24 protein-coding genes are annotated in these 24,706 nt (G+C 72.9%); 14 read left to right on the forward strand and 10 right to left on the reverse strand.

Going from position 1 to position 24,706, the window contains the following annotated elements; all coding sequences use genetic code 11:
* Positions 1-23 precede the first annotated feature (23 nt).
* From EV386_RS01010 to EV386_RS01035, 6 genes are read left to right on the forward strand one after another with little or no spacing between them, the layout of a single operon-like run.
* Positions 24-1,895, forward strand: coding sequence for an NTP transferase domain-containing protein (locus tag EV386_RS01010; protein WP_130411525.1), 1,872 nt, complete (start codon positions 24-26; stop codon positions 1,893-1,895).
* The gene (locus tag EV386_RS01015) at positions 1,843-2,925 is read left to right on the forward strand and encodes a DMT family transporter (RefSeq protein WP_130411527.1); all 1,083 of its coding nucleotides are present in this window, start codon (positions 1,843-1,845) and stop codon (positions 2,923-2,925) included. The genes EV386_RS01010 and EV386_RS01015 overlap by 53 nt, the downstream gene beginning before the upstream one ends.
* Positions 2,922-3,200, forward strand: coding sequence for a hypothetical protein (locus EV386_RS01020; RefSeq protein ID WP_130411529.1), 279 nt, complete (start codon positions 2,922-2,924; stop codon positions 3,198-3,200). The genes EV386_RS01015 and EV386_RS01020 overlap by 4 nt, the downstream gene beginning before the upstream one ends.
* On the forward strand, positions 3,193-4,035 hold the full coding sequence (locus EV386_RS01025) for a LicD family protein (RefSeq protein WP_130411531.1): 843 nt from the start codon (positions 3,193-3,195) through the stop codon (positions 4,033-4,035). Before EV386_RS01020 ends, EV386_RS01025 begins: the two co-directional genes overlap by 8 nt.
* A complete protein-coding gene (locus tag EV386_RS01030) occupies positions 4,028-5,500 on the forward strand; it encodes an oligosaccharide flippase family protein (RefSeq protein WP_130411532.1) in 1,473 nt (490 codons plus the stop codon). Before EV386_RS01025 ends, EV386_RS01030 begins: the two co-directional genes overlap by 8 nt.
* 11 nt (positions 5,501-5,511) lie before the next feature.
* Complete coding sequence (locus EV386_RS01035) at positions 5,512-6,615, forward strand: glycosyltransferase family 4 protein (protein ID WP_207216440.1); 1,104 nt, start codon at positions 5,512-5,514, stop codon at positions 6,613-6,615.
* A 1-nt stretch (position 6,616) separates the two neighbouring features.
* Here the strand turns inward: EV386_RS01035 and EV386_RS01040 are convergent, their stop codons facing one another.
* Genes EV386_RS01040 through EV386_RS01055 form a run of 4 tightly spaced genes read right to left on the reverse strand, consistent with a single transcriptional unit; the run spans position 6,617 to position 9,859 of the window.
* Positions 6,617-7,021, reverse strand: coding sequence for a DUF2304 domain-containing protein (locus tag EV386_RS01040; protein ID WP_130411536.1), 405 nt, complete (start codon positions 7,019-7,021; stop codon positions 6,617-6,619).
* On the reverse strand, positions 7,018-7,761 hold the full coding sequence (locus EV386_RS01045; RefSeq protein WP_130411538.1) for a glycosyltransferase family 2 protein: 744 nt from the start codon (positions 7,759-7,761) through the stop codon (positions 7,018-7,020). The genes EV386_RS01040 and EV386_RS01045 overlap by 4 nt, the downstream gene beginning before the upstream one ends.
* Before the next feature lie 26 nt (positions 7,762-7,787).
* Positions 7,788-8,738, reverse strand: coding sequence for a glycosyltransferase family 2 protein (locus EV386_RS01050; RefSeq protein WP_165399798.1), 951 nt, complete (start codon positions 8,736-8,738; stop codon positions 7,788-7,790).
* Entirely contained in the window at positions 8,735-9,859 is a 1,125-nt protein-coding gene (locus EV386_RS01055; RefSeq protein ID WP_242607771.1) for a glycosyltransferase family 4 protein, read from the reverse strand. The genes EV386_RS01050 and EV386_RS01055 overlap by 4 nt, the downstream gene beginning before the upstream one ends.
* Before the next feature lie 94 nt (positions 9,860-9,953).
* Here EV386_RS01055 and EV386_RS01060 point away from each other — a divergent pair, with 94 nt between their 5' ends.
* Entirely contained in the window at positions 9,954-11,078 is a 1,125-nt protein-coding gene (locus EV386_RS01060) for a glycosyltransferase family 4 protein (protein WP_130411541.1), read from the forward strand.
* A 23-nt stretch (positions 11,079-11,101) separates the two neighbouring features.
* Here the strand turns inward: EV386_RS01060 and EV386_RS01065 are convergent, their stop codons facing one another.
* Positions 11,102-11,719 carry a dTDP-4-dehydrorhamnose 3,5-epimerase family protein gene (locus EV386_RS01065; RefSeq protein WP_130411542.1) on the reverse strand — a complete coding sequence of 206 codons (618 nt, stop codon included), beginning with the start codon at positions 11,717-11,719 and terminating at the stop codon, positions 11,102-11,104.
* A gap of 52 nt (positions 11,720-11,771) precedes the next feature.
* Here EV386_RS01065 and rfbD point away from each other — a divergent pair, with 52 nt between their 5' ends.
* The gene (gene rfbD, locus EV386_RS01070; protein WP_278025402.1) at positions 11,772-12,653 is read left to right on the forward strand and encodes a dTDP-4-dehydrorhamnose reductase; all 882 of its coding nucleotides are present in this window, start codon (positions 11,772-11,774) and stop codon (positions 12,651-12,653) included.
* Positions 12,654-12,715: 62 nt separating this feature from the next.
* On the opposite strand, the gene rfbA is transcribed toward rfbD, so the two are convergent.
* Both rfbA and EV386_RS01080 read right to left on the reverse strand, forming a co-directional pair.
* A complete protein-coding gene (rfbA, locus tag EV386_RS01075; protein WP_130411544.1) occupies positions 12,716-13,579 on the reverse strand; it encodes a glucose-1-phosphate thymidylyltransferase RfbA in 864 nt (287 codons plus the stop codon).
* 19 nt (positions 13,580-13,598) lie between these two features.
* Positions 13,599-14,501 carry a glycosyltransferase family 2 protein gene (locus EV386_RS01080; protein ID WP_130411546.1) on the reverse strand — a complete coding sequence of 301 codons (903 nt, stop codon included), beginning with the start codon at positions 14,499-14,501 and terminating at the stop codon, positions 13,599-13,601.
* A gap of 94 nt (positions 14,502-14,595) precedes the next feature.
* Between EV386_RS01080 and EV386_RS01085 the strand changes: the two genes are divergently transcribed.
* Positions 14,596-16,212, forward strand: coding sequence for a DUF2142 domain-containing protein (locus EV386_RS01085; RefSeq protein WP_165399799.1), 1,617 nt, complete (start codon positions 14,596-14,598; stop codon positions 16,210-16,212).
* Here the strand turns inward: EV386_RS01085 and EV386_RS01090 are convergent.
* On the reverse strand, positions 16,181-17,671 hold the full coding sequence (locus EV386_RS01090; RefSeq protein WP_130411550.1) for a hypothetical protein: 1,491 nt from the start codon (positions 17,669-17,671) through the stop codon (positions 16,181-16,183). The two genes, EV386_RS01085 and EV386_RS01090, sit on opposite strands and share 32 nt — an antisense overlap.
* A 72-nt stretch (positions 17,672-17,743) precedes the next feature.
* Between EV386_RS01090 and EV386_RS01095 the strand changes: the two genes are divergently transcribed.
* The 4 genes from EV386_RS01095 to EV386_RS01110 are packed head-to-tail and all read left to right on the forward strand — an operon-like array spanning position 17,744 to position 21,792.
* Positions 17,744-18,823 carry a glycosyltransferase family 2 protein gene (locus EV386_RS01095; protein ID WP_130411552.1) on the forward strand — a complete coding sequence of 360 codons (1,080 nt, stop codon included), beginning with the start codon at positions 17,744-17,746 and terminating at the stop codon, positions 18,821-18,823.
* Positions 18,820-20,046, forward strand: coding sequence for a glycosyltransferase family protein (locus EV386_RS01100; RefSeq protein WP_130411554.1), 1,227 nt, complete (start codon positions 18,820-18,822; stop codon positions 20,044-20,046). The genes EV386_RS01095 and EV386_RS01100 overlap by 4 nt, the downstream gene beginning before the upstream one ends.
* Positions 20,043-20,993 (forward strand): lysylphosphatidylglycerol synthase domain-containing protein, encoded by a 951-nt coding sequence (locus EV386_RS01105; protein WP_242607772.1) that lies wholly within the window; start codon positions 20,043-20,045, stop codon positions 20,991-20,993. The genes EV386_RS01100 and EV386_RS01105 overlap by 4 nt, the downstream gene beginning before the upstream one ends.
* A gap of 52 nt (positions 20,994-21,045) precedes the next feature.
* The gene (locus EV386_RS01110) at positions 21,046-21,792 is read left to right on the forward strand and encodes a class I SAM-dependent methyltransferase (RefSeq protein ID WP_130411556.1); all 747 of its coding nucleotides are present in this window, start codon (positions 21,046-21,048) and stop codon (positions 21,790-21,792) included.
* A gap of 11 nt (positions 21,793-21,803) precedes the next feature.
* Here EV386_RS01110 and EV386_RS01115 read toward each other — a convergent pair whose 3' ends face one another.
* The gene (locus EV386_RS01115) at positions 21,804-22,535 is read right to left on the reverse strand and encodes a TIGR03089 family protein (protein WP_130416692.1); all 732 of its coding nucleotides are present in this window, start codon (positions 22,533-22,535) and stop codon (positions 21,804-21,806) included.
* 183 nt (positions 22,536-22,718) lie between these two features.
* On the opposite strand from EV386_RS01115, the gene EV386_RS01120 reads away from it, so the two are divergent.
* Positions 22,719-23,045 carry a WhiB family transcriptional regulator gene (locus EV386_RS01120; protein ID WP_130411558.1) on the forward strand — a complete coding sequence of 109 codons (327 nt, stop codon included), beginning with the start codon at positions 22,719-22,721 and terminating at the stop codon, positions 23,043-23,045.
* Here EV386_RS01120 and EV386_RS01125 read toward each other — a convergent pair.
* Positions 23,026-24,666: a glycosyltransferase family protein gene (locus EV386_RS01125; protein WP_165399800.1), complete on the reverse strand. Its 1,641-nt coding sequence runs from the start codon at positions 24,664-24,666 to the stop codon at positions 23,026-23,028. The genes EV386_RS01120 and EV386_RS01125 overlap by 20 nt on opposite strands.
* Positions 24,667-24,706: the final 40 nt, after the last annotated feature.

The following is a 24,706-nucleotide window of genomic DNA, read 5'->3' on the forward strand; positions in this document are numbered from 1 at the left end:
AGCCATTCAGGTAGCGTTCACCCGTGAATCTCGACAGACGTCCCCTCGCAGGCCCTGACGCGGGTGTCGACCCCGCGGTCCTGCTGCTGCGGGCCGTCGGCGAGCGCCGGACGAGGACGGCGTCGCAGCGAAAGCTCGCCGTCCTGCTGGGGTGGGACCGTTCGCAGGTGCGCGCGCGGGTTGCCGACGCCGTTGGGGCGGGGTTGCTCGTCCAAGTCGACGACTATGTGCAGTTGTCGCCTGCTGGATTCTCCTTCTTGGAGCCGTACCGGGTTCGCAACGCGATCATCCTTGCGGCGGGCACCGGGTCGCGGCTGCTTCCCTTGACGTTTGAGAGGCACAAGGGCCTGACTCCCGTCCGGGGGGAGCCGATGATCGAGCGGCAGATCCGGCAACTGCACGCGCGCGGGGTCGAGAACGTCGTCGTCGTCACGGGGTACCTGGCCGACTCGCTCGAATACCTCTCCGGGCGCCCGGGCGTCATCACGGTCCACAACCCGGAGTTTCAGGACAAGAACAACCTCGCGAGCCTCTTCCGGGCGGCCGATCAGTTGGGCGGCACGTACCTGCTCGTCGCCGACAACTGGATGGACGAGAACATCTTCCGGCCGTGGGAGACGCACAGTTGGATGTGGTGCGAGCACACCGACGACCCGACGCCGGAGTGGATCGTCGACACCGCGTCGGACGGTCGGATCACCGACATCCACATCGGCGGCGCCGGTGGGTGGTTCCTTGCTGGCCCCGCGTACCTCACGCCAGAGCTTGCCCAGGACTTCGCGCCGCTCGTCGTCGACTACTACCACCGGGACGGGTCGGACGACTTCTACTGGGAGGACGTGCTGCGCCGTGAGCTGGGCAGTCTGCCGCCCATCTACGCGGAGCACGCGTCGCGTCGCGTCGTGCATGAGTTCGAGACCGTCGAGGAGTTGCGCCAGTTCGACCGGTCCTACCTCTTCGACATCGACGATCCGTGCCTGACGACCATCTCCACCATCTTCGGAGTGCCGCAGCACGAGATCACCGGCTTCAAGCCGATCAAGACCGGCATGACGAACACCAGCTTCGTCTTCGCGGTCGATGGCGTCGACTACGTCTACCGCCGGCCCGGCGCCGGGACTGACGAGCTCATCAGCCGTCAGGACGAGAAGCGCAGCTACGAGGCGGTCGCCGAACTCGGGATCTCCGACGAGATCGTCCATTTCGACGCCGCGAGTGGGGTCAAGGTCTCCCGGTTCTACGAGGGCTCGGCGATCGTCGACCCGTTCAACGACGACCAGGTCGCGCGCTCCATGCGCCTGCTGCGAGAGTTCCACGACGCGCAGGTCACCACGCCGCACCGCTTCGACATCCGCGAGCGCCTCGCCGCGTATTTCGACCTCCTGGAGCAGGACGACCTCGACAAGGCTCGCGAGCTCAAGCCGTACATGCGCCAGGCCGCTCGGCTCGACGGGGTACGGGTCGGCCTCGGTGTGCCTGAGGTGCTGTGCCACATCGACTACGTCTTCGCCAACATCCTGACGCTGCCAAGCGGCGAGATGCGCGTCATCGACTGGGAGTACAGCGGTGCGGCCGACCCCCTGATCGACGTCGCGATGTTCTCCATCTATGCCCTGTATGACCGTGCGCACATCGACCGTGCGCTCGAGCACTACCTCGGCCGGTCCGCCACGGTCGAAGAGGCATTGCGCGTCTACCTGCACGTCGCGCTCGCGGGCCTGCTGTGGAGCCTGTGGGCCTACTTCAAAGCGGCCCGCGGCGAGACTTTCGGGGAGTATCCCGAGCAGATGCTGCAGTACTTCACGGCCTACTACCGGATCATCACGAGTGAGGGCACTTTCGATGACTACATTGCTCGCCACCACGCTGCGAGCCCAGCAGATCCGCCGGTATAGAAGCCGCGGAATCACGGTCGCCGTCGTCTCGGGCGTCTTCTACGGGCTCTACTCCGCCTTCATCTCGCTCGCGATGGCGACCGGTGGGTGGAGTGACTGGGCGGCGGGCGCTGCGGTCAGCGCATTCGCGGCCGTCTACCTGCTCGGCATCCTGGCCGCCGGCCTCAACGACCTGCTGAGCGGTGTGTGGGCGCTGGTCATCGGCGGCGCGCGCGGTAAGTTCCGCGACACGCTGCGAGTCGCGCGGACGAGGCCCGGCCGTGTGCTGATGGCCTGCGCGATCATCGGCGGCCCGATCGGGACCGTCGCGTACATCCTCGCGCTCCAACTCGGCGGTGCGGCGATCATCCCGATCACGGCGCTGTGTCCCGCGTTCGGCGCGATCCTGTCCCGCATCCTGTTCAAGCAGCCGCTGCGGCCGATCATGATCGTCGGCATCGCGGTCTGCTTGGGTGCGACGTGTCTGATCGCGTACTCGGCGGGCTCCGCTCCGGGCAGCGACGTCATCCTGGGCCTTGTGCTCGCCTTCGTCGCGGCCCTCGCCTGGGCAGTCGAGGGCGCGGTCGCGGGTATGGGCACGGCCGTCGTCGACTATGAGATCGCCATCACGATCCGTCAGTGGACGAGCGGCCTGATCACGCTCTTCATCGTCTTGCCAGCCGTCGCGCTGATCGGCGGAGAGCTCGGCACAGCGACCGAGATGATCGGGCTGACGCTCTCCAGCCCGATGACGCTGCTCGTCGTCGCCGTCTCGGGGCTCTTCGCGCTCTACGCCTTCGGTCTGTGGTATCGAGGCAATGGAATGTGCGGCACGGCGCTTGGAATGGCGTGCAATGGCACGTACTCCTTCTGGGGCCCGCTGTTCTGCTGGCTGCTGCTCGGTGTCTCGTTCGGCATGGCGGGGTGGGGCATCGCGCCCATCGCCTGGGTTGGCGCCGTCCTGATGAGCGTCGGCATCCTGCTTGTGGCCACCAACCCGCTTGAGTGGCTGCGCGCCGCTCGTGCCCGAGTCCCCGGAGGCGTCGCATGAGGCTCCCACTCAATGCCGCCGTGCTTCAGCAGTTCGCCCTACGCCCCGAGGCGAGCGCCGCCGAGATCGTCGAGGCTCTCGCGCCCGTCTACGGCCGAGACCGGTCGCTTCGCGTCGCCTACGTCGAGCAGGCGCTGCTCACCGCGATGATGAACGGCCTTCTCGAGGAGTCTCGAGTGGCCGAGGACGGCGGGGGCGTCTGCGCGTGGTACCGAGCCACATCGACCGGGCTCGACACCATCCGCACGTTCATCGGAGTGCCGACCCATGCCTGACCGGCGCCTGGTCGGCGAGGACGAGCTTCGCGCGATTCAGGTCGACATCCTGGAGACGATCGACCGCATCTGCCGCGAGCACGGCATCGAGTACACGATCGCGTTCGGCACGCTGCTCGGCGCGATCCGGCACGGCGGATACATCCCGTGGGACGACGACATCGACATCGAGTTGACGCGCGACGGGTACGAGCGCCTCATCGCGCTGCTGGCGACCGAACTGCCCGAACACCTCTCGCTGCTGCACCGCAGCGCGCGCCCGACATATCTGCCGTTCGCCAAGGTGTACGACAACCGCACCGAGTTCACCAGCAGACTCGACATGATGAACCGTGGCACCGGCGTCTTCGTCGACATCTTCCCCGTCGACGCCGTCCCCGACGACGCTGACGAGCGCCAGCGGTTTCACCAGAGCATCATCAAGGCGTCAACCCACCTCGCGGCGTCGAACGATCACGGCGTCGACTACTCGAGCGCCTCCCGGATGGCCTACCGGCTCGCCAAACTGGTGCTGTGGCTGCCCGCGCACCTGCGCCACCGGGGCCAGTGGCGACGTCTGGCGGCCGACGCCGACCTGCTGATGCAACGCTTCAACACCGAGCAGACGACGGAGTGCGGGTTCCTCGGCATGTTGACCGTCCCTGTCGTGGTTCCCCGCAGCCTTTACGCGCAGTATGAGGACGTGCTTTTCGAGGGCCGCACCCTGCGCAAGCTTGTCGATCACGACACGTACCTGCGCCGCCAGTACGGCGACTATATGGAGCTTCCGCCGCAGGGCCAGCGGGTCAACCACTCCTACTACCGATGGTTCTGGAAACCTGGATATCGTGAGTGAGCAGCCCGCGCAGCCCAGCCTCGGCGCGAACGCGCGCGTCATGCTGGTCTCGCAGGTCGCCCGCTACATCATCCAGTTCGGCGCCGTCGCGGTGCTCTCGCGCATCCTGACCCCGGCGGACTTCGGCGTCTACGCACTGGTCAGCGCCGTCGTCGTCATCGGCAGCGTCTTCAGCGATCTCGGCTTGACGCTCTCCGCGATCCGCGCGCCCGAACTCAGCCACCGCCAGTGGTCGGGCCTGTTCTGGGTCAACACGGCGCTCGGTGGAGTGCTCATGGTCGCCGTCATGGCGCTGGCGTCACCCATCGCCGCGCTCATGCACAACCCCAGCCTGACCACGTACCTCGTCGCCGTCGCGACCGTGTTCCTCTTGGGCGGCGCCTCGGCCCAGTACCGCGTCGCCTTGATTCGCGCGGGCCGGTATCAGGCGCTCGGCCTCGCCGAGGTCGTCGCCCCAGTGCTCGGCGTCGTGGTGACGCTTGTGGTGGCCATCTTCATCCGCGGCCCCTGGCCGCTGGTCATCCAGCAGATCGCCTGGGCGGCCTTCCTGCTCGCGCTCTCGGCGCTCGCCGCACGACGGGTGCCGCAGCGGCCCAGACGCGGCTCGGGAGTCCGCTCGCTTGTGACGACCGGCGGCGCGCTCGGCCTGCCGCTCCTCATCGAGTCGCTGTCGAACGCGCTCGCGCCGCTCGCGCTCGGGCGCACCCAACCCGCCGCAGCCGTGGGCGCGTTCTCGCAGGCGAGCAACATCGGCAATATCGTCCACCTCGCCCTCGGTGACTCGCTGACGCGCGTCGTCGTGCCGGCGATGTCGAAGGCCGAGGGCGACGAGGCGTTCGTCAGGGCGCTGCACACGGCGCGCGCGGCCTACGTCTTCAGCGTCGGAGTCCTGGTGATGGCGGTCGGTGGGCTCGCCGTCCCCGTCGTGACGATCCTCCTCGGCGGGAACTGGCTCGAACTCACGCCGCGGCTCTTGTCCATCTGGGCGGTCGGCAGCTTCTTCCAAGGAGTCGCCTTTGTCCTCTACTGGCCCTTGGTCGGCCGAGGGCTCGCGAGACTGCAGTTGCGGATCGACACGCCGGTCCGGGTGCTGTTCATCCTCGCCGTGCTCGTCGGTGCTCAGGTCGGCGTCGAGTTCGTCGCGTGGATGTTCCTGGCCACCGCGGCGCTGCGCGCGATCGCGTACCTCGCCTTCGTGCCTCGCGCGCTCGGGATCGGCGACTTGTCCTATGTGCGTGCGGCGATGCCGAGCCTGATGGCGCCGCCGCTCGTGTTCGCCGCCACGAGGGCGACCACACGCCTGCTGGCGGACGCGCCAGCGGTGGTGCAGGGCCTCGCGGGCGCCGGGGCGATGGCTGTCGTCGTGCTCATGTGCTCGGTCGTCTCGCCGACGGTTCGGGCGGACCTGCGCTCGACCCGTAACCTTGTCGCCGACGTCGTCGGACTGGGAGCGGGCAGGGCATGAGGATCGCGTTCATGGTGAGCAGCTACCCGCCCGCCATCGGAGGGCTTGAGCGTCACATCGCCGACCTTGCCGAAGAGCTCGCGAGCCTCGGCCACACGGTCGGGGTCTTCACGCTCGCGCCGCGCTCGCGGCCGATGCGGCGTGAGAACGGTGTTGAGGTCTGCCGTTACGCCGAGATCGTGCGGGTGGGCGACGTGCTCGGTTTGCCCACCGCGCCGGCACTGCGTCGGCTGCGCGAGGAGGTCAAGGCATGGCGTCCTGACGCGATCTCGGTGCATACGCGGTTCTTCCCGCCCACGTGGTTCGGCGTCCTGCTGGCACGACGCCTCGGGGTCCCCTCCGTTCTGACAGAGCATGGAAGCGGTCACGTCGTCTCCGAGTCCACGCTCGTGCACGTGGCCAGTCGGGTGGTTGACGGGACGCTCGGGCGGTGGGCGCTGAGAAGGGCGTCGCTCGTGCTCGGGATCTCACGAGGGGCCACTGCGTTCGTGGACCGGCTCGCCGGGCGGCGGGCGGTCCTCTTCCAGAACGCAGTGCGGCTGAGCGCGGGCGCGTCGGGAGGGCCGCACCCCGAGCGCATCGTCTTCCTCGGGCGCATGGTCGGCGGCAAGGGCTGGGATACCTTCCTTGAGGTCGCGGGTGAGTTGCGCCGTCGAGGTGTCGCCTTCGACGCGGTCATGCTGGGTGACGGGCCTGAGTTGGAGCAGGCTCGCGCCGAGGTCGCCCGGCTCGCCCTCGCCGATGTCGTCGATGTGCGGGGAGGCGTCTCGCACGCCGAGGTCTATGAGGCGTTGCGGTCAGCGGTGCTCGTCAACCCGACCCTGCTGGCCGAGGGCTTTCAGACCACCGTCATGGAGGCCGTCGCGGCCGGGGGGCGCGTGGTCACCTACGCCGGGTCGCAGAGCGGCGAGGCGCTTGTCGAGGACGGCGCTCCCGTGACGATCGTGCCCCGTGGCGACAAGGCCGCGCTGTGCGAGGCGGTGTTGGCCGAGCTGGCACAGCCGAGCGCGCCGTTCGCCGCCGAGCGCTTCGCACAGTGGACCTGGCCGGAGCGCGCCCGAGAGTATGAGGCGCTGCTTGCGGGCCTGACCGCGGGGCAGCCCGGCCGCGACTGACTCAGGCGGGGCCGCCGGCACCGTTCGGTCCCGCCCGGGCCGCGCGGCCGAGCGCGCGCATTTCGTCACGCAGCTCCTCGCACTCCTGGCGCAACAGTGCGTGCTCCTCGGCCACGGTGCGCGCCGACTCCTCCAGGCTCGACACTTCGAGGCTCAACTGGATGCACACCAGCAGAAGCACGAAGATCGCCGCGGCGAACAACAGGTTGCTCGGTGTCTCGACGCCGACCAGTCGCGAGAGCCACCCGGCGAGCGGCGGGATCGCGCCGATCACGCAGACTCCGACCGCCAGGGTGAACCACAGCGCCGCGTACTTCTCCTTCAGACGGCGCCGTCGCAGCAGCACCACCAGCGTGACGAGCAGGATCGCGCAGATCGTGACGGCGAACCAGTAGCCGGGGCTCATCGGGCCTCCTCGTGCAGAGGCTTCATCGGACGGGACATCGCGACGACCAGGGCGAGCATGACCCGCCCGAGGTACACGGCCGCCTTGAGCGGGTTGTGCGACGGCGCCCCCGCCGCGCGCTCGCGCATCTCGACGCCGACCTGCGCCACCCTCAGGTGCGCGCGAGCGGCGATGACCAAGGCCTCGACCGTGTCTCCGAGGTACTCCGCCGGGTAGTCCTGGGCGAACACCTCGATGGCGGCGGGGCCCGAGGCCTTGAAGCCGGAGGTGGTGTCGGTCAGGCGCGTGCCGACGACACGGGACAGAACCCAGGAGAGCAGTCGCATCGCCCAGCGACGCGGTCCGCCGACCTCGTAGGACCCGGTCCCCGCGAACCGGGCGCCGATCACGAGATCGGCGCTGTGCTCCCTCATGGCGGCGAGCAGGCGAGGCACGTCAGCGGGATCGTGCTGCCCGTCGGCGTCCAACTGGATCGCGACGTCGTAGCCCTGCCGGTGGGCGTACTTGTACCCCGCGCGCATCGCGCCCCCGACCCCCAGGTTGAGCGGAAGGTCGACGATCGTCGCTCGGCCTGTCGAGCGGGCGACGGCGGCCGTGTCGTCCGTCGATCCGTCGTTGACGACGAGGAGGTCCGCCCACGGGAGCACGGTCGCGACCTCGTCCAGGACGGCGGCGATCGCCGCCTCTTCGTTCCAGGCTGGGAGCACGATCAAGACGCGCTGGGAGGGCGGGGAGGTCACGCCTGGAGTCTATCGGCGGTTGCCGGTCACTGGGGCGAACGTGGGCGGCGACCGTGCGACAGCCAGACAAGATAGGCGCCCAGTGCGCGCCAGCGAGCCCGGTTGACGGCCTGGGCCTCATCGCGCCGCACCAGGCGCGTCAGCGCCCCTGCGCTCTGGCGCGCGAGACTGTGCAGCGCGCGGACCCCTCCGGCGTGCCGCGTGACGACGATCAGGGAGTTGCGGGTGTTGTAGTACCGGAACACCGGACTGGCGCCACCGCCCGTCGACGCCATGTGCCGGTGGTGGGCCCGCGCCGCGTGCTCGTGGATGATCGTCCAGCCGTGCTCACGCATGCTCCACGACAGGTCGGTGTCCTCGTAGTAGAGGAACAGGCTCGCGTCGAACCCGCCCGCCTCGCGCAGCGCGGACGTCCGCAGAAGCGCCGCGCCGCCGTTGAAGCCGAACACCTCGCGTGTGGGACGTGCCTCGTCGAGGGGGACGCGGTAGTCGCGGTCGGCCGCCGCCCCCGACGCGGTGAGGATGTTGCCCGTCGAGTTGACCAGCACCCGTCCGTCGTCGTCGCGCTCGGCGAGTAGCACCGTCGCGGTCACCGCCCCCACGCGCTCTCCGGCCGCCTCGGCCGCGTCCGCGGCCGCGACCAGGAGTCGGACGGCGTCCGGCTCGAACCGGGCGTCGTTGTTGAGCAGCGCGACGAACTCGGGCAGCGCCCCACCCGCCTGAGCCGCGAGCACGTCCGCCGTGCCCGCCGCGACGCCGCCCGCGAAGCCTCGGTTCTGGGGCAGGGTGAGCACACGGACCTGGGGGTAGCGGTCGGCGAGCAGCGCCGCAGTGCCGTCGGCGCTCGCGTTGTCCACCACCAGCACCTCGAGCTGTCCGGGGGGCAGGTCCTGGGCGAGCAGCGAGTCGAGGCACTCGGGCAGCAGGTGGGCGCCGTTCCAGGTGACGACGACCGCGCGCACGCGCGGCGCGCTCACGACGCCCTCGCGTGGCTCAGGGCGGCGCGGTAGGCGGTGACATGCTGCTCGGCCGAGCGCTCCCAGGTGTACGCGGCGGCGTTGGCGCGCGCGGCGGCGGCCAGGTCCCCGTGGGCTGGGCCGACGGCGACTTGGATGCCCGCGGCGACGTCGTCGGCGTCGAGCGGGTCGATGAGCACGGCGCCGCCGCCGACGACCTCGGCCATCGAGGTCCCGCGCGAGGTGACCACGGGGACACCGTGCGCCTGGGCCTCGAGCACGGGCATGCCGAAGCCCTCCCACAGCGACGGGAAGCAGAAGACGCGCGCCGCGGCGTATGCCTCCTGCAGTTCGCGCCAACTGACCGCGCCCAGGACGTGCACCCGGTCGGCGGGCAGGGCGGCGCGCCGAGCCCTCAGGTCCTGGGCGGCGCCGCCCCAGCCGTCGGGGCCGACGAGCACCAGATCGAGGTCGGTCTCCTCCACCAGGCGGGAGAACGCGTCCAGCAGCACGCCGAGGTTCTTGCGGGGTTCGATGGCCCCGCACCACAGCACATAGGGCCGGGTGATCCCGTGACGCGCCCGGAACGCCGTCGCCGCGGCCTCGTCCACGGGCGCGGCGCTCACCCCGTGGGCGATCACGTGGAGCCGCGACGGGTCGACGCCGGCCGCGACGGCGTCGTCGCGCGTGGCGAGCGACGGCACGATGACGGCGTCGGCGTCACGGCGCGTCGCCGTGAGCGCGCGCTCGAAGAACGCCACGCCGCGGGGGGTGAAATGCTCGGGACTGCGCCGAAAGGCCAGGTCGTGCACCGTGACGACGAGCGGAGCGGACCGGGGCGGGACGGCCCACGTCGTCGCGTGGAGGACCTGGGGCCTCGGCCCCGGGACGCGCGGGAGGCGCCAGCGTGTCCACGCCTCGTAGAGCGCGGCGCGCGGCAGGCGCGACTGATCGATCGGAACTGATGCGGGCAGCCCGTGGCCGTCGCCCTGCGGCCCGGCCGCACGCACGGCGCGCAGCGCGACGTCGCCGCGGGCCACGAGCGCCGAGGCGAGCTCGCGGATGTAGGTGCCCGAGCCGCCGGGGACGGGCTGCCACAGCTGCTCGGCGACGAGCGTCACGTCCAGGCTCTCGTGAGTCACGGGCAAGAGCCTATGCGGGCGTTGGCTCCGTCCCGCGCCAGCCGTCCAGGTAGGGTCGGGCCTTGCGTCTCGCCCGAGACCGAACGGAGGTCCTGTGCACGTCCTGCTCGACGCCACCGCCGTCCCCGCCGACCGTGGCGGCGTGGGCCGCTACGTCGACGAGCTCGTGCCCGAGCTCGACCGAGCCGGCGTCGCCCTGACGATCGCCGCACAGGCCCGCGACGGCGCGCTGTTCTCCGCGCTCGCCCCGCACGCCGACGTCGTCACGGCGCCCGCCGCCCTGGAGAGCCGCGCCCGCCGCATGGCCTGGGAGCAGACCTCGCTGCCGGCGCTCGTCCGCCGGGTGCGCCCCGACGTCGTTCACAGCCCGCACTACACGATGCCGCTCGCGACGCGCGCCCCCGTCGTCGTGACGCTGCACGACGCGACCTTCTTCACCACACCCGAGCTGCACCTGCGCTCCAAGGCGGTGTTCTTCCGCAACGCGATCCGGCTGGCGTCGCGGCGCGCGGCCGCGCTGGTCACGCCCAGCAAGGCCACGCGTGACGAGGTCGTGCGGCTCGTGGGCGCCGATCCCGCGCGATTCCATGTGGCCTACCACGGCGTCGACCATGCGCGCTTCCACGCCGTGCCCGACGCCGACGCGGCCCGCGTGCGGGCGACGCTCGATGTCGGCGACGCGCCCTACGTCGGGTTCCTCGGCACGCTCGAGCCGCGCAAGAACGTCCCCGCGCTCATCCGCGGCTGGGTGCGGGCGTGTGAGGGACTCGCGGACCCGCCCGCGCTGGTGCTCGCCGGGGGCAAGGGCTGGGACGAGGCGATCGACGGCGCCGTCGCCGCCGTGCCCGGCCACCTGACGGTGCGCCGCCCCGGCTATCTGCCGCTCGACGATCTGCCGGGCTTCCTCGCCGGCGCCCGCGTGCTCGCCTACCCGAGCCTCGGCGAGGGGTTCGGGCTGCCCGTGCTCGAGGCCATGGCGTGCGGAGCCACCGTGCTGACGACGCGCGAGCTGTCGCTGCCCGAGGTCGGCGGGGACGCCGTCGCGTACTGCGGCGTCGACGACGCCTCGATCGGCGCCGCGCTGCGCGCGCTGCTCGACGACCCCGCGCGACGCGACGCGCTCGCGCACCACGCCGTCGAGCGGGCGGCGGAGTTCACCTGGGCTGCCGCGGCGCAGGCGCACATCGCGGCGTACGAGGCGGCCCGCACCGCCCGCTGAGCGGCCGGGCCCGCGCCGAGCGGTCAGGCCCCCAGCGACGCGACGTAGGCGAGCACCTGCTCGTAGTCGGGCAGGAGCCCCTGCTCGGCGGCCTCGGCCAGGGTCGGCGCCGCGGTGTCCTTCTCGGACAGCAGCGGCGTGACCGGGTTGCCGTGGCGGTCCTGTGTGGGCCACACGAGCCCGATCTGCGGGTCGAGCGGGTTGATCCCGTGCTCGCCCGACGGGTTGTAGCCCGTCGAGCACAGGTACATGACCGTCGAGCCGTCCTCGAGCGCCATGAACGCGTGGCCCAGGCCCTCGCCCAGGTAGATCGCGCGGCGGTCGACGTCGTCGAGCAGCACAGAGTCCCACTGGCCGAACGTCGGAGAGCCGACGCGGATGTCGACGACGACGTCGAGCACTGCGCCCTTGGCGCACGTGACGTACTTGGCCTGCCCGGGCGGCACGTCGGCGAAGTGGATGCCCCGCACCACGCCGGCGCTCGAGACGGAGCAGTTGGCCTGCTGGAGGTCGAGCGGGTGCCCGACGGCCTCCTCGAACGCCGGGGCCTTGAACCACTCGAGGAACACGCCACGGGGGTCGCCGAACTGCTTCGGGGTGATCTCGAAGGCGCCGGGCACGGCGAGCTCGCGGAACTGCATCGCAGGGTTCTCCTCGTCGGATGAAGGGGTCGCAGGCCCTAGGATCCTACGCGTGAACACCTCCGCGACCCCTTCGTCCGTCACGCTCTCCGGCCGCTGGCTCGTGGTCGGCGCGCACGGGATGCTCGGCCAGGACATGGTGGCCGCCGCCCGGGCCGCGGGCGCCGAGGTCGACGGCGTCGACCGCCAGCACCTCGACATCACCGATGCCGCAGCCGCGCTGGCCGGGGTGCGCGGGTACGACGTCGTCGTGAACTGCGCCGCGTGGACGGCCGTGGACGCCGCCGAGGACCAGGAGGCTGCGGCGTTCGCCGTCAACGCCGTCGGCGCCCAGAACCTGGCGCGCGCCGCCGCCGCGACGGGCGCGAGGATCGTGCAGATCTCGACCGACTACGTGTTCGAGGGCCACGGGTCTGAGCCGTACGTGGAGGACGCGCCGATGGCGCCGGTGTCGGCGTACGGGCGCACCAAGGCCGCGGGGGAGTGGGCGGTGCGTGCGAGCAACCCCGACCACCTGGTCGTCCGCACGGCCTGGCTGTACGGGGCAGGCGGGCCGAACTTCCCCAAGACCATGGCGCGGCTGGGCGCCGAGCGTGACGTGCTGACCGTGGTCGACGACCAGCAGGGGCAGCCGACGTGGACCGTCGACCTGGCCGACCTCATCGTGCGGCTCGTCGCCGCGGGCGCGCCGTCCGGCACCTATCACGGCACGGCGTCGGGCGTCGTGACCTGGAACGGGTTCGCGCAGGCGGTCATGGCCGCCGCGGGCCTGGGCGCCCGCGTCGAGCCGGTCAGCTCGGCCGCGTTCGCGGCGAAGGCGCCGCGCCCGGCGTACTCGGTGCTGGGGCACGACGCGCTGCGGGCGGTCGGCGTGGCGCCGATCGGGGACTGGGCCGAGCGATGGAAGGCCGCGGCGGCGAGCGTTCTGGCGTAGCCCCTGGCGGTTCGACAGGCTCAACCACCGGTGGTTGAGCCCGTCGAAACCCCCACGGACGCTCAGGCCTCCAGCAGCCCCAGCAGGTACGTCCCGTACCCCGACTTCGTGAGCTTCTCGGCGCGCGCGCGCAGCTCGTCGTCGGTCAGGAACCCGCGCCGCCAGGCGACCTCTTCGGGGCTTCCGATCTTCAGACCTTGGCGGTTCTCGATGGTCCGCACAAAGTCGCTGGCCTCGAGCAGCGAGTCGAACGTGCCGGTGTCGAGCCATGCGGTGCCGCGCGGCAGCACCTCGACCTGGAGCTTGCCCGCCTCCAGGTAGTGCCGGTTGACGTCCGTGATCTCATACTCCCCGCGCGCCGAGGGCTGGAGGTTCTTGGCGATCTCGACGACGTCGTTGTCGTAGAAGTACAGGCCGGGCACGGCGTAGTTCGACTTGGGCTCGGCCGGCTTCTCCTCGAGCGAGAGCGCCTTGAAGCTCTCGTCGAACTCGACGACGCCGTACGCCGTCGGGTCGGAGACCCGGTAGGCGAACACCGCGCCGCCGTCGATGTCGTCGAACCGCATGAGCGTGCTGCCCAGGCCCGGCCCGTAGAAGATGTTGTCGCCCAGCACCAGCGACGCCGAGTCGTCGCCCACGAAGTCGGCGCCCAGCACGAACGCCTGCGCGAGCCCGTTGGGCTCGGCCTGGACCGTGTAGCTGATGGACACGCCGAACTGCGAGCCGTCGCCCAGCAGGCGGTGGAACTGCTCGGCGTCGTGCGGCGTGGTGATGACCAGGATGTCCTTGATGCCCGCAAGGATCAGCGTCGACAGCGGGTAGTAGATCATCGGCTTGTCGTAGACGGGCACGAGCTGCTTGCTCACGCCCAGGGTGATCGGGTGCAGCCGGGTGCCAGAGCCGCCGGCGAGGATGATTCCGCGCATGGCGCCCATTCTGCCCGAGTCAGCGCGCCGGGCGCCGCTCGCGCTCCGACAGCGCGACCTCGACGCGCTCACGCACCGCGAGCCCGACGCCGATCGCCCACCGCACCGGCGCCTGCCACCACGCGCCCCAGCGGTCGAACAGGTACCGCTTGGCGCTCGCGTGGTGCGCGCGGATCATCGGCGCGGGCGAGTGCTTCCACGAGACGCCCTGCAGGTGTGTGACGCGCGCGGCGGGGACGTAGACGTTGCGCCACCCGGCCTGGCCCAGCCGGTCGCCCAGGTCGACGTCCTCGAAGAACATGAAGTACCGCTCGTCGAACCCGCCGACCTGTTCGAACGCCGCACGGCGCAGCAGCAGGCATGCGCCCGAGAGCCACCCGGCGGCGTGCGGTTCGGTGGCCGTGATGGCCTCTTGGGCCTGTCGGTACGCGCGCGTCCACGGATTGCCCGGCCACACCGCGTGCAGCAGGGCGTGGCCGGCGCCGGCCGCGAGCGAGGGCAGCGCCCGCGCCGACGGATAGGTGGTGCCGTCCGGGTTGAGGACGCGCGGGCCGAGGCTTCCGGCGGTCGGGTCGGCCTCGCCCGCCTCGACGAGCAGGTCGAGAGCGCCCGGCTCCCACACCACGTCGGGGTTGGCGACCACGAGCCACGAGGCCTTGAGCCCGGCGGCGCCCGCGTTGGCGGCCCGCCCGTACCCGACGTTGCCGTCGCGGTGCCGCTCCACGCGCGCCGCGCCTGACGCCTCAAGGTCGACGACGGCGTCGGTGCGCTCCCCGTTGTCGACGATCACCAGTTCGTAGGCTCGGGTCGTCGCGCGCGCGAGCGAGGAGGCGAAGGCGCGCAACTCGTCACCGGGGTTGTACGCGACGCAGATGACGCGGAGCGGGTCCCCCGACGGGTCCGTGGCAGGTTGCTGAGACATCGGGGGTCGAGCCTAACCGTCGTGGCTGGGAGTTCGGCGCAGTGGGATCAGCCATGATGCGCCCATGGCTCCGAACTCACGGGAGACTGTCCGCATGGCCCCGGTAGGCGCACGCACCACCGAGAGGGGCGCGGCTCGCCGCCTCGACGTCCTTCTGACCCTGCTTGTGGTCGCCGTGGCCGCGACATGGGCCCTGTTGACGCCGCCGCTGCGCGCTCCCGACGAGCCGCAGCACCTCAACAGCGTGCTGCGCGTCGCCCATGGCGGCGGCTGGCCCAAGCCTGGCGACGCGGTGCTCGCGCCGGTGGTCCAGCAGGCGCGCCTCGACGTGGCGCTCGCGACCGACCTGCCGGGCCGGTACGTCGACCGCGCCGCGACACCGCAGTTCGCCGACGCCGACATCGTCCCGGCCGCCGAGCGCGCCCGCACCGACGCGACGACGGCGCTGCCGCACGGTCCCGCGGCCGAGCCCGACGACGTGGATCAGATGAGCCAACACCCCCCGCTGTACTACGCGCTCGGAGCGGGGGTGCTGCACGCGACCGGTCTGGCCGACGGGCGCTGGGACCTGCAACTGCTCGCGCTGCGTCTGCTCGACGTCGCGCTGCTGGCGCCCCTCGTGCCGCTGGCGGCGTGGTCGGCCCGGCGCCTGACCGGCTCGACGGCGGCGGGCGCGCTCGCCGCGACGTTCCCGCTGTTCTCGCCGCAGGTGGGGCACATCCTCGGGGCGGTCAACAACGACGCGCTGATCACGCTGGTCGGCGGTGTGGTCACCGCCCTGGTCGTCCGGGTGCTCACCGGTGACCGGCGGCTGCGCACGGCCGCGGCCATCGGCGTCGTGGTCGGCGTGGGGCTGCTCACCAAGGTCATGGCGGCGTTCCTGCTGCCCGTCGTGGCGCTCGCCTACCTGATCGGGCCGGGCGGCGCGCTCGGGGCGGGCACGCGCGGGCGCGGGCGCGCGCTGGGCGGCGACGTCGTGCGCGTGCTGGCCAGCGGCGGCGCGGCGCTCGCCGTCGGCGGCTGGTGGTGGGTGCGCAACCTCGTCATCTACGGCACAGTGCAGCCGGTCGGCATCGAACGCGACCTGCAGGGGATGGTCCCCGAGGGCGTGGTCGCCTACACGGTCCAGGCGTGGCGGCGCCTGTCGCGCTCGTTCTTCGGCGACCTCGGCTGGCTCGACCTGCGCACGCCGCAGGGCTTTTGGATGACCGCCACCGTGGTGCTGCTGGCCCTCGGCGTCGTGGCGTTGACCGCGCGCCGGACCTGGCGTCCGGCGCTCGTCCTGGTGGCTCTGCCCACCACCCTGACCGTCGCGATCCTCTACAACGGGTGGTCGTACTACCAGCAGCACGGGCTGCTGGTCGGTCACCAGGGCCGCTACCTGTTCGGCGGGCTCGCGGCGCTCGCCGTGATCGTGGCCGTCGCGGTGCGCCGCCTGGTGGGCGGATCCGAGGCGCGGGTGCGCGCGGCCGTGCCCGTGGCGCTCGCGGCGGGTCTCGCGGTGACCTGCTACGGGCTGTGGTTCGCGTTCCGGGGCTTCTACCGGCCCGACGGCTGGCCGCTGGGCGCCGCGTTCGACCGCTGGGAGCTGCTCAGCCCGGTCGGCGCCGGCTGGCTGGTCGCGGTCCCCGCGCTCACCGCGGCCGTGGCGCTGGCCGCGGTGAGCGCCGCGGTGCGTCTCACGCTGCCGCGTCGGCGCGCTCAGCTCTGACGACGGCGAGGACGGCGGCGCACGCCGCGGCGACCAGCGCGATCGCGACGACGGCGGCGGCCCAGGCGGCGCCCGTGAGCGGGGGATAGCCGAGCGGTGTGTCGGGCGGGCGGATCATGGCCGCCCCCGCCGAGCCGCCACGACCGGTGCCGAGCCACGTCAGCAGGTCGAGGACCGTCACCGCGGTCCACGCGGGCAGCACGACGCGGGGCGTCCACCACCGCGCCCATCCCCAGGCCGTCGGACCGGCGCGGTGGGTCAGGCCCGCGCTGACCGCCAGGACCAGCGCCAGCGCCGCGGGCAGCAGGTAGCGCGGGTAGATGCCGCCGCCCGGCATCGCGTAGACCAGTTGCATCGCGACCGCGACGAGGCAGGCGGCGACGGGCACGCCCACGGGCAGCGCGTCGAGCAGCGCGCTGCGCCGCACGTCCCCCCGCGTGCGCTCCGTCGCGGTCCCCAGCAGGCGGCGCAGCGCGCGGCCGGCCGCGCGACGGTGGACCACGACGGCGATCACGACCGGCACGAGCCACAGCGCCGTGCCCGCCTCGCGCGGCAGCACCGGGCCCCACCACCACAGGTTCGGCAGGCGATCCCACGTGACCGGGTCGATCGCCACCTGCAGCAGCGAGCGCGCCTGGCGGCCCTGGTTCTCCGCCGCCCAGTCCGGATGCCCGCCCGTGACCGTGCCGGTCAGGCGCACATTGCGCGCGTAGAACCAGCCCGCCGCCGCGGCCACGGCGGCGGCGACGGCGCCCGTGAGCGCCGCCGTGCGCGCCACCTGCCGGTGGGCCAGCCCGGCCAGCGCCGCGCCCGCCAGCCCGACCAGCGCGACCACGAGCGACGAGGTGCGGGCCAGCGCGCACGCCGTCGCCGTCGCGACCAGGCCCGCGAACAAGGGCCAGGTCAGCCCGCGGCGCGCGACCCGCACCGCCAGGCCCAGCAGCGCCGTCGTCCACATCGCGGCGAACAGGTCGTTGAGCACCGTGCCCGCGGTCTGGGCCACCACGGCCGAGCACGCGGCGACGAACGCCGCGACGACCGGCAGGCGCGAGCCGTCGCGCACCACGCCGCGCGCGGCCCACGCCGTCACCAGCACGAAGAGCCCCGCGACCAGCGCGCCGAGCGCGCGCGCCGCGTACATGGCGCCCACGGCGTGCCCGGCGTCGGCGAGCGGGCCCACCACCGGCGCGAGCAGCAGATAGAACAGCGGCGGATGCTGCGACGTCCACTGCACGGGCGGGATCCACGCGTGCTCGGGCCGCAGTCGCAGCCCGTCCTCGAACACCGGGAGTTGGCCGTGCCACACCTGCCACGCGTAGTCGAGGTGGGCGACCTCGTCACCTGCGGTGAAGGGCGCCACCGCCAGGAGTTGCACCGTGGCGAGGCTGACTGCCGCGGCCACGCAGAGCCCGACCGGGTGGCGCAGCAGCGCGCGCACCGCGTCTATCGTGAGCCTCACACACAGCAGCCTAGGCGTCGGCGTCCGCGCGCTCTGGCCAGCTGGCCGTCCCCGAATCGGAGCGTCTGCCTCGTGAAGTTGTTCGTCCAGATCCCCTGCCTCAACGAGGAGGCCACCCTGCCCCTCGTCCTGGCGTCGATCCCCCGGGAGATCCCCGGCGTCGACGAGGTCCACATCCTCGTGATCGACGACGGGTCGAGCGACCGGACGGTCGAGGTCGCCCGCAACCTCGGCGTCGGGCACATCGTGCGCCACACCCGCAATATGGGCCTGGCGCGCTCCTTCCGGGACGGCATCGACTACGCGCTGCGCCACGGCGCCGACATCGTCGTCAACACCGACGGCGACAACCAGTACCCGCAGGAGATGATCCCGGACCTGGTCGCGCCGCTGCTGCGCGGCGAGGCCGACATCGCGATCGGCGACCGGCAGACCGCGACCATCGCGCACTTCTCGCCGTTCAAGAAACTCATGCAGCGGGTCGGGTCGCGCGTCGTCTCGGCGGCCGCGCAGACGGCGCTGCCCGACGCCGCCTCGGGATTCCGCGCCTACTCGCGCGCCGCGCTCATGCGGCTGAGCGTGCTGACGCAGTTCAGCTACACCATGGAGACCATCATCCAGGCGGGCAACAAGCGCCTGAAGATCGCCTCGGTGCCCATCACCACCAATCCCAAGACGCGCCCGTCGCGGTTGTTCACGAACATCTGGCAGCACATGGGCCAGTCCGGCAAGGCCATCGTGCGCAGCTACGTCATGTACAAGCCGTACGGCGTGTTCGTGACCCTCGGTGTGGTCTTCGGCGTCGCGGGCGTGGTGCCGCTGGCCCGGTTCGTCGTGCAGTGGGCGTACGGTCGCGGCGGTGGGCACGTGCAGTCCGTGGTGTTCGGCACCACGATGCTGGTCGGATCGCTGCTGTGCTTCGCGCTCATGGTGCTCGCCGACCTGCTGCGCACCAACCGCACGCTCTCGGAGGAGATCCTCGAGCGGACCAAGGAGCTGCAGTACGGGCCGGCGCCCGCGCTCGTGCGCGATGCGGCCGGGCCCGTGTCCGACGCCGCTGGGCCTGTGCCCGACGACGCCACGCCAGGCTCGGCCGGCGCCGAGCCGGCTGCGGTGGACGCGGAGTCGGGTGATCCGGTGGTCCGCCGGTGATCGTCGTCTTCGGGACGTACGACGCCGCACGCCACCCCCGCGTCGCCATCCTCGCCGCCGGGCTGCGCGCCCACGGGCGCGACGTTGTCGAGCTCAACCACCCGCTCGGCCTCTCGACCGCCGAGCGGGTGCGCATGCTGCGCGAGCCGTGGCGGCTGCCGTTGCTCGCGCTGCGCCTGCTCGCGTGCTGGGCGCGGCTCACGGCCGGCGCGGTCGCGCTGCGCGTGCGCCGCGGCGCGCCCGAGGCCGTCGTGGTCGGCTATCTCGGCCACTTCGACGTGCTGCTCGCGCGCGCGCTCTACCCGCGCACGACGCTCGTGCTCGACCACCTGGTCTTCGCCGCCGACACGGCGCTCGACCGCGGCGCGCGCGGCCTGCGCGTGCGACTGCTCGGCCTGCTCGACCGGGCAGCGACGGGCGCCGCCGACGTCGTGCTGACCGACACCGCCGAGCACCTGGCCATGCTGCGCGACCCGGCCAAGGGCGTGGTCGTGCCCGTCGGCGCGCCCGACGCGTGGTTCGCGGCGGGGGAGTCCGACGACGCCGCCCCCACCCCGCGGGACGGCGAGCCGCTGCGCGTGGTGTTCTTCGGGCTCTACACGCCGCTGCAGGGCGCCCCGGTGATCGGCGAGGCGCTCACGCTCGCGGCCGCCGCGGGCACGCGGCTCGAGGTGACGATGGCCGGCGCCGGGCAGGACCTCGCGGCGACCCGCGTGGCCGCTGCGCCGGTCGACCCCGCCCCACCGGTCGACCCGAATCCGCTGGTCGAGCCTGTCGAGACCACCGGGGACGTGGGGGTGGTTTCGACAGGCTCAACCACCGGGGGAGTGAGCGTCACCTGGCGCGACTGGGTCGACCCCGCCGCGCTGCCCGCTCTCGTCGCCGCACACCACGTGTGCCTCGGCATCTTCTCCGCGACCCCCAAGGGCCTGCGGGTCGTGCCCAACAAGGTCTACCAGGGGCTGGCGGCCGGTCGCGTCGTCGTCACCTCCGACTCCGCGCCGCAGCGGCGCGCCCTCGGCGAGCACCTGGAGTTGGTGCCACCCGCCGACGCGGCGGCGCTCGCGGCCCGCCTCGCGGCCCTCGCGGACCCGGCGCGCTACGCCGCCGCAGCCGAGCGCGCCCGCGCGGGCCGCGACGCCGCGCGGCCCACCGCCGTCGTGCTCCCCCTGCTCGAACGGCTCGAACGCCTCGACGGCGCGCGACCCGGGCGGGCCGCGTGAGCGCGGTGACCGGCGCCCGGCGGATCGCGGGCCGCGCGCTGCCCGTGCTGCGCTCGCCCGCCGTGCGGTGGGCGTTCCTGCTCGGGGCGGTCGCGCTCGCCGTCGTCGCGGTCGTCGCGTCGTGGCCCGACCTGGTCGCGGCCGCGCGCCGCATGCCGGGCTCCCACCTGGCCGGGGCCGGGGCCGTCGGCGTGGTCTACGTGTGGTGCACCTTCCTGTCGTGGCGGGCGCTGCTGGCCGATCTCGGCTCGCCGCTGCCGCTGCGGCCCGCGCTCGCGGTGTTCGGCATCAGCCAGATCGGCAAATACGTGCCGGGCGGGGTGTGGAACGTGGTCGCGGCCGCCGAGATCGGCGCCGACCACAAGGTTCCGCGCTCGCGCTCGCTGGCCGGCATGGCCCTGGCCGTGCTGCTCGGGGTGGTCACGGGCGCCGTGGTGGCCGCGGTGTGCCTGCCCATCGCCGGGGCCGGCGGGCTGGGCCGCTGGTCGTGGATCGCGTGGGCGGCGCCCGTGCTGGTGGTGCTGCTCGTGCCCACCGTGCTGGGCCGCCTCGTGGGCGCCGGACTGCGGTTCCTGCGCCGTCCGCCGATGGAGCGGCCGCTGAGCTGGACCGGGCTGGGGTCGGCCGTCGGCTGGTCGCTCCTGAGTTGGGCGCTGGCGGGGCTGCACGTGTGGCTGCTGGCGACCGGTCTGGGCCTGGAGGCGAGCGCGCGCACGCTCACGCTCATGGTCGGCGGGTACGCGATCGCATGGATCGCGGGGTTCGTCGTCGTGTTCGTCCCCGCGGGCGCCGGCGTGCGCGAGGCCGTGCTGCTCGCGCTCCTGGCGGGGCTGCTGCCGCACGCCGAGGTGCTGCTCGTCGTGCTGCTCACGCGCGTGCTGCTCACCGTCGTCGACCTGCTGTTCGCTGGGGCTGGAGCCCTGGTTCGGCCCGCACGCGCCCGCTAGGCTGCGCGCGCCCGTCTGTCCGCCGCGCCGTCGACCCGTTCGGAGACCACCTGTGCCACTGCCGCCGCTGACCCCGTATGCCCGACTGCGCTGGGACCTCGCCTCGCGCCTCGTCGCCCGCGCCCTGCCGTCCCCCGGCGCGCGCGTGCTCGAGGTCGGCTGCGGTCAGGGCGCCGTCGGCGTCCGGCTCGCGCAGCGGCACCACTACACGGGTGTCGAACTGGACGGCGCCAGCGTCGCGGTCGCGCGCGGGCGCGCCGCCGCGGCGGGCGTCGAGGCGACGCTCGTGCACGGCCCGCTCGCCTCGATCGACGCGGCCGGGTTCGACCTGGTGTGCGCGTTCGAGGTCGTCGAGCACATCGACGACGACGCCGCCGCGCTCGCCGAGTGGGTCGCGCGGCTGCGGCCAGGCGGCACGCTGCTGATCTCGACCCCCGCGTGGCCCTCGCGCTTCGGCGCGATGGACGAGGCCGTGGGGCACTTTCGCCGCTACGCGCCGGACGCGCTCGCCGGGATGCTGGCCGACGCCGGCCTGGCCGACGTCGGCACGCGCCTGTACGGGATGCCGCTGGGCTACGCGCTGGAGGCGGTGCGCAACCGGATCGCGGCCCGGCGGCCCGACGTGCGCGAGGAGGCGGTGGCCGATCGCACCGCGCGCAGCGGGCGGCTGTTCCAGCCGTCGACGGCCGTGCAGGGCGCCGTCATCGCGGCCGGAACGTGGCCGTTCCGGATGGCGCAGCGGGCGTTCCCGCACCAGGGGACCGGGCTGCTGGCATGGGGGAGCGCTCCGGCGAGGTGAGCGGCGCCCGGTCAGGCGGTGATCGACTCCTGCGCGACCAGGCGCTCGCGACGAGCGGGATCCGCGTCGAGTGCGGCGGCCGTCGCGGGAGACGTCAGCACCACCGAGCCGCCCGCGGCCCACAGTCCGAGCGCCGCGCGCAGCGTGTCGACCAGCGGGGCGCGCCCGTCGAGCAGCACGCGCGCGGGCGCGGCGGCGGCCGCCTCAGGCGCGCCCGCCGCCCAGTCGGTCAGGTCCCCGTACAACACACCCTGCACGGGCGCCGTCACGGCGGGCGCGATGATCGCCGGCTCGCTCGGGTCGGCCTCGGGCGCCCAGATCACGGTGTCGGCGTAGGTCATGACCGCGGACGCGGCGTCGATAGCCCCGGGGGGCAGGTCGCCGTCGAAGCGGCGTGCGAGCGCGGGCAGCGCGACGGCGACGACGTCGCCCGCGCGCCCGTCGGGACGAGTGGTGACGGTCACGTCCGCCGGGCGCTGGTCGGGGCACTCGCCGTCGGCGCCAGGCAGCAGCACGGTCGCGCCCGTGCGCAGCGCGCCCAGGGCCCACACCCCGGCGCGCCAGTGTGGGGGCAGGTCGATCAGCGCGCGCCGACCCGGACCGGAGTCGAACTCCTCGACCAGCAGATTGGCGGTCTTGCTCACCCAGTTCACCAGCACCGCTCCGGACAGCTCGACGCGTTCCCCATCGTCTCCATACCACGTCAGACGCGGTCGTCCAGGCTCTCTGACCAGGACATTCATGAGGTGGGCGACACTGCGAGCCGCAGCGGATGCGATGTTCACAGGAACAGGGTATAAGCGATCGGCAATTGCGTGCGGTGATGCTCGAACGAGCGCCTGCTAGCACAATCCGGCTTGACGCACCCGAAAGACACGCGTGTAATTCCACTTATGCGGTTTCCGTAAAGTTCAGGAGGACCCGCCATGTGGAACCTGCTCGAAGAGGACGACTTCCCGTCCGACGCGCAACGCGCGCCGGAGCGTGTCGCTCCGGTGCTCCCGCTGTTCGGCACGCCCATCGACGACGAGACGTTGCTGGGCTGGCAGGACAGGGCGCTGTGCGCTCAGACCGACCCGGAGGCGTTCTTCCCCGAGAAGGGTGGCTCGACCCGCGACGCCAAGAAGGTGTGCGCCGGCTGCGAGGTGCGCGCGGAGTGCCTGGAGTACGCGCTCGCGAACGACGAGCGGTTCGGCATCTGGGGCGGCCTGTCCGAGCGCGAGCGCCGCAAGCTCAAGCGCCGCGCGGTGTAGTCCCGCGCCCCAGGCGCAGGGCCTGCGCGCCCAACGCCACGACGGCTCCCGCCGCCACGAGCGCGGCGGGAGCGAGCAGTGGCCACCCGAACGGGTGCAGCCGCACCATCGCGGCGGCCGCGCTCCACACCGCGTCCGGTGACCCCGGACCCGACGGCATCCACAGGATCGCCCACGCGTCGGCCTGGAAGGCGGCGTGCAGCGCGAGGCCGAGCGCGAGGACGACCGCGGGCGTCCACCGGCGCACCGAGCGCGTCGAGCCCGCCCCCGCGACCGCGACCACCACCAGGCCGACGACGGCCATGAACAGGTAGCGCCCCTGCTGCGCGGCGCCGATCTTGCCGAACGCCGTGAACTGCTCGTACGAGCCCTTCGCGACGACGGCGGTCAGCGCGGCCGCGGGAAGCAGCAGCACCAGCACGTCGAGGCGGCGCAGCGGCCCGCGCACGAGCACGGCGGCGAGGCCGAGCGCGAGCGCCGCCAACCCCACGCGCGCCGCCCACCAGGACACGTCGTGGCGCAGCAGTGAGGCCTGGTCCTGGACGAAGAACAAGGTGATCATGCGGTCGGTCAACCGCCGCAGCCAGGCCGCGCCACCATCGGCCCACGTGTGGTGGCTCCCCGCGTCGAGGTAGCCCTGGTCGGCGTGGGTGCCGTGCGGCTGCAGGGCGCCGTAGAGGACGAGATTGCGCGCCCACCACGCGAGCCCGGGCGCCATGGCGAGCGCCGACCACGCCGCGGCGCCCAGCGAGCGGCGTGCGGCGTGCGGCGTCCGCCGCCCGTGCCACCACGACACCGCGTAGGCCGCGGCCACCCAGGCGGGCATCAGCAGCGCGAACCCCTTGGTCCACAGCGCGAGCGACGTCACCGCGCCCAGGGCGAGCGCGGTGCGGCGCGAGCGGTCGCCGGTCAGCACGCACGCCACCAGCCATGTCGCCGTGGCGCCCAGCAGGATCAGCAGGTTGTCGTTGTTGACCGAGGAGAGCAGGTGCGTGAGCTCGGGGATCGCGACGACGGCGCCCGCCGCCGCGAGCGGCAGCGGCTCGGGCAGGCGCAGGCGGCGCGCCGTCGCCCACGCGAGCAGCGGCAGCGGCGCCGCGAGCAGCACGTTGACCGTGCGCAGCACCATCCACACCTGGTCGAACGGCGCCTCGTGGCGGTCGGGGACCAGGTGGGCGACGGCGGCGCCGAGCACGTAGTACAGCGGAGGGTGCTGCACCAACTGGTTGTTGAGCGGCTCGCCGTCCACCTCGGAGATCCACGCGGACGCGCCGCCGGCCTCAGCCCACGACGGCCGGTTCGCGCGCGGCGGGAAGTCGCGGTCCGCGAGATGGGCGGCGCCCTGCAGCCGGTCAGGGGGCAACACCGTGCCCGCCTGGACCCCCGCGCCCACCACCAACGCGCCGGGATCGGGCCAGGGCCACGCCGTGCCGTCGGCGACCTGCATGACCAGGTCGACCTGCTTGGCCTCGTCAGGCGAGCGGCCGTGCGGGAACACCGCCGTCTGGAGCAGGCACACCGCGACCTGCAGCAGCACGATCAGCCAGAGCGTCAGGGGAACGGCCCGCAGCCTGGTCGCAGCGGCCCGGGGCGGGCGCAGGGGCGTCACGGCGCGCGGCACACGCCCACCCTACGTCCCCGCAACGGGCGACCCGCCGAAG

It is taken from the genome of Xylanimonas ulmi, assembly GCF_004216535.1.
GTDB lineage: Bacteria > Actinomycetota > Actinomycetes > Actinomycetales > Cellulomonadaceae > Xylanimonas > Xylanimonas ulmi.